The sequence below is a fragment of the Streptomyces sp. NPDC056527 genome, assembly GCF_042794475.1.
Lineage (GTDB): Bacteria > Actinomycetota > Actinomycetes > Streptomycetales > Streptomycetaceae > Streptomyces.
Window position 1 is genome coordinate 1 of sequence record NZ_JBHTTQ010000211.1, and the last position, 4202, is coordinate 4202.

Sequence of the window (4202 nt, forward strand, 5' to 3'; positions counted from 1 at the left end):
CGCACCGATCGGTGCGGCGGCCCTCAGGTCCGTACAGCGGGGGACGTCAGTGGACGCCGCCCATCATCGCCTGGACCTTCCGGCGGTACATGAAGACCGCGAAGCCTGCGAGGACCGCGAGCGCGGCCTGCATTCCGATGATCCCTGTGCCGTTGAGATCCACACCGGCCAGCGAGAGCAGACCCGTGGTGCAGTCACCGGCGGTGACGGCGAGGAACCAGACACCCATCATCTGGGAGGCGTACTTCTGCGGCGCCATCTTCGTCGTGACGGAGAGGCCGACCGGGGAGAGGCAGAGCTCACCGATGGTCTGGATCATGTAGATCGAGACGAGCCACATCGGGGAGACCTTGGTGCCGTCGCCCGCCATGCCCATCGGGACGATGAAGACGAAGAAGGAGGCACCGACGAGGACCAGGCCCATCGCGAACTTCACGATGGTGTTCGGCTCCTGGTTCTTACGGGCCAGCCACAGCCACAGCCAGGCGAAGACCGGAGCCAGCGCCATGACGAAGAGCGGGTTCAGGGACTGGAACCAGGTGGCGGGGAAGCTGATGCCGAGAACGGAGTCGGCGGTCTTGCCGTCCGCGAAGAGCGACAGGGTCGAGCCACCCTGGTCGTAGATCATCCAGAAGACGGCGGCGGCGACGAAGAACCAGATGTAGCCGTTCATCTTCGACTGCTCGCCGGTGCTGAGGTCCTTGTCGCGCTTGATGCGGACCAGGACGGCGACCGGGATGATCAGACCCGCGAGGGTGATCGGGACGAGCGCCCACTTCAGGGTGTACATGCCCATCGCCACGACGGCGCCGTAGAAGACGGCGGCGGCGGCGACGACCAGGCAGACCTTGACCAGGATGCTCTTGCGCTCCTCGGGGGAGAGCGGGTTCGGGACGACGGTGCTCTTCGGGCTCAGGCTCTTGGTGAAGGCCAGGAAGCACGCGAGGCCCAGACCCATGCCGACGGCGGCGAGCGCGAAGCCGAGGTGCCAGTTGACCTTCTCGCCGAGGGTGCCGACGGCGAACGGCGCCACGAACGCACCGAGGTTGATGCCGATGTAGAAGAGCGTGAAGCCACCGTCACGGCGCGGGTCGTCCGGGCCGTCGTAGAGGTGGCCGACCATCGTGGAGATGTTGGCCTTCAGCAGACCGGAGCCCACGGCGACGAGCGCGAGGCCGACGAAGAACATCGCCTGGCCGGGGATCGCCAGCGAGGCGTGACCGGCCATGATCACGAATCCGGCGATGGTGACGGTCTTGCGGGCGCCCCAGACGCGGTCGCCGAACCAGCCGCCCGGCATGGCCATCAGGTAGACCATCGAGACGTAGACCGAGTAGATCGCCGTCGCGGTGGCCGCCGTCATCGCGAGGCCGCCACCCTGGCTGCCGGTCGCCGCGTCGGCGCCACCGGAAACCAGGTACAGGACGAGGAGAGCCCTCATGCCGTAGTAGGAGAAGCGCTCCCACATCTCGGTGAAGAAGAGGGTGGCCAGGCCGCGGGGGTGGCCGAGGAACGTCTTCTCGGAACCAGGGGTTCCGGTCGAAGCCGTCGTCAGGCTGGACGCCATGTCGATCCTTGCTCTGTCGGGACGCGCGCCTTGTGAGCGTGGTGCGCCCGGTGGGGGAGGCCGGCACCGGTGGGAGTGGTCGCACCCCACCGGGATCCACGCCCCTGACGCCGTATCGCGTCTCGGGACCCGGCCCACAGGTCATTCACTGTCATCGAGGTTGGCGGAGCCGACCTCACGCATAAAGAGGACCTCTGTCGCACGAAGCGAGCCAAAGGTCCCCGATTACCGCAACTGACGTCTCGCCACCATACGACACGACAGTGCCGGATATGGAAGGACTTGAGACATGGATCACAGGTGATCTAGGAACCGGCAGCCCTCATTCAAAGGTCATCTGCAGGTTACCCACCTTGATCCGCAGGGGCCCTCGCGGCCCTGTGGATCATGCCCCGGGGCGTCCGCCGTGCGGACTACCATCACCCCATGACCCGTGTACTGCTCGCCGAGGACGACGCATCCATCTCGGAGCCGCTGGCCCGTGCGCTGCGGAGAGAGGGATACGAGGTCGAGGTGCGGGAGGACGGCCCCACCGCCCTCGACGCCGGACTCCAGGGCGGAGTCGATCTCGTCGTGCTCGACCTCGGGCTGCCCGGCATGGACGGCCTGGAGGTCGCCCGGCGGCTGCGCTCCGAGGGCCACACGGTTCCGATCCTCGTGCTCACCGCCCGCGCCGACGAGGTCGACACCGTCGTCGGACTCGACGCGGGCGCCGACGACTACGTCACCAAGCCCTTCCGCCTCGCCGAGCTCCTCGCCCGCGTCCGGGCCCTGCTCCGGCGCGGCTCCACGGAGCCGGCGGCGCCGCCGGCGACGCACGGCGTCCGGATCGACGTCGAGTCGCACCGCGCGTGGATGGGCGACGAGGAGCTCCAGCTCACGGCGAAGGAGTTCGACCTCCTGCGGGTCCTCGTCCGGGACGCCGGCCGGGTCGTCACCCGCGACCAGCTGATGCGGGAGGTCTGGGACACCACCTGGTGGTCGTCGACCAAGACCCTCGACATGCACATCTCCTGGCTCCGCAAGAAGCTCGGTGACGACGCGGCGAACCCTCGCTACATCGCCACCGTCCGAGGCGTCGGCTTCCGCTTCGAGAAGAGCTGACGCACTCCGTTGTGGGCATTCGTTCCGCTGGGGCGGAACAGGTGGGCACAACGGACGGCGCCCTTGCCGAGCCCAGGCTCCCGGTGCTTGCGGTGCCCACGGGTGCGGCGCCGTCGTGGGTTGTGCCCACCCTCCCCCAGAGCTGCCTCTGGGGGTGCCCCCAACCCCGCCGGACAGTTGCCCACAACGGTCGGCGGGTGGGGGCGCGCCCGCGCCGTACGCTCGGGGCAGTACCCCGTACCCCGCCCGCCCCGGAGGGCACACTGTGCGTCGCCGTCTGATCAACTCCACGCTCGCCGTCGTCCTCGTCGTCATCGCCGTCTTCGGGGTGTCCCTCGTCATCGTCGAGACGCGGACCATCTCCAGCAGCGCCCAGGAGAGCGTGGACTCCGAGGCCGTCCGCCTCGTCTCCATCGTCGACAGCCGGCTCATCGGCGGGGAGCCCGTCAACCCGGACATCCTCGCCGAGCAGAGCGGCGCCAAGCGGTACGCCCTGATCGAGATCCCCGGCCGCGCCCCCATCGAGATCGGCGCCCGCCCCGAGGGCAGCGTCATCCGCGGCAGCGCCGAGGGCGAGCGCGGGGAGACCGTCACCGTCGAGGAGTCCCGCTCCACCATCACCTCCGAGGTGGGCCGCACCCTCCTGATCATCGGTGCCGTGGCCCTGCTGGCCGTCATCGCCGCCGTCCTGCTCGCCGTCCGACAGGCCAACCGGCTGACGTCCCCGCTCACCGACCTCGCCGAGACCGCCGAACGGCTCGGCTCAGGCGACCCCCGACCCCGCCACAAGCGGTACGGGGTGCCGGAGCTGGACCGGGTCGCCGACGTCCTGGACGCCTCGGCCGAGCGGATCGCGCGGATGCTCACCGCCGAGCGCCGGCTCGCCGCGGACGCCTCGCACCAGCTCCGTACGCCCCTCACTGCCCTCTCCATGCGCCTGGAGGAGGTCGCCGTCGCGGACGACCTGGACACGGTCAAGGAAGAGGCGACGATCGCGCTCACGCAGGTGGAACGGCTCACCGACGTCGTGGAGCGGCTGCTCACCAACTCGCGCGACCCCCGTACGGGCTCCGCCATCGCCTTCGACCTCGACGAGGTCGTCAAGCAGCAGATCGAGGAGTGGCGCCCCGCCTACCGCAGCGCGGGCCGGGCCATCGTCCACTCGGGCAAGCAGGGGATGCGCGCGGTCGGCACGCCTGGGGCCGTGGCCCAGGTCCTCGCCGCGCTGATCGAGAACTCGCTCATGCACGGCGGCGGCACCGTCGCCCTGCGCACCCGCGTCACCGGCAACCAGTCCGTGATCGAGGTCACCGACGAGGGCCCGGGTGTCCCCGCCGATCTCGGCGCGCGGATCTTCGAGCGGACCATCAGCGGCCGCAACTCCACCGGCATCGGACTGGCCGTCGCCCGGGACCTCGCCGAGGCGGACGGCGGCCGGCTCGAGCTGCTCCAGCAGCAGCCTCCGGTGTTCGCGCTCTTCCTGGGCCGCGAGGTCAGAGGCCGCAGAGACCAGGAGCGCCCGGTCCGCTAG

3 protein-coding genes are annotated in these 4202 nt (G+C 69.8%); 2 read left to right on the top strand and 1 reads right to left on the bottom strand.

Going from position 1 to position 4202, the window contains the following annotated elements; all coding sequences use genetic code 11:
• Positions 1-46: 46 nt before the first annotated feature.
• On the bottom strand, positions 47-1567 hold the full coding sequence (locus tag ACFQ7Q_RS37750; RefSeq protein WP_383563677.1) for a peptide MFS transporter: 1521 nt from the start codon (positions 1565-1567) through the stop codon (positions 47-49).
• A gap of 426 nt (positions 1568-1993) precedes the next feature.
• Between ACFQ7Q_RS37750 and ACFQ7Q_RS37755 the strand changes: the two genes are divergently transcribed.
• The gene (locus ACFQ7Q_RS37755; RefSeq protein WP_383563680.1) at positions 1994-2671 is read left to right on the top strand and encodes a response regulator transcription factor; all 678 of its coding nucleotides are present in this window, start codon (positions 1994-1996) and stop codon (positions 2669-2671) included.
• Positions 2672-2936: 265 nt separating this feature from the next.
• Positions 2937-4202, top strand: coding sequence for an ATP-binding protein (locus tag ACFQ7Q_RS37760; RefSeq protein ID WP_383563683.1), 1266 nt, complete (start codon positions 2937-2939; stop codon positions 4200-4202).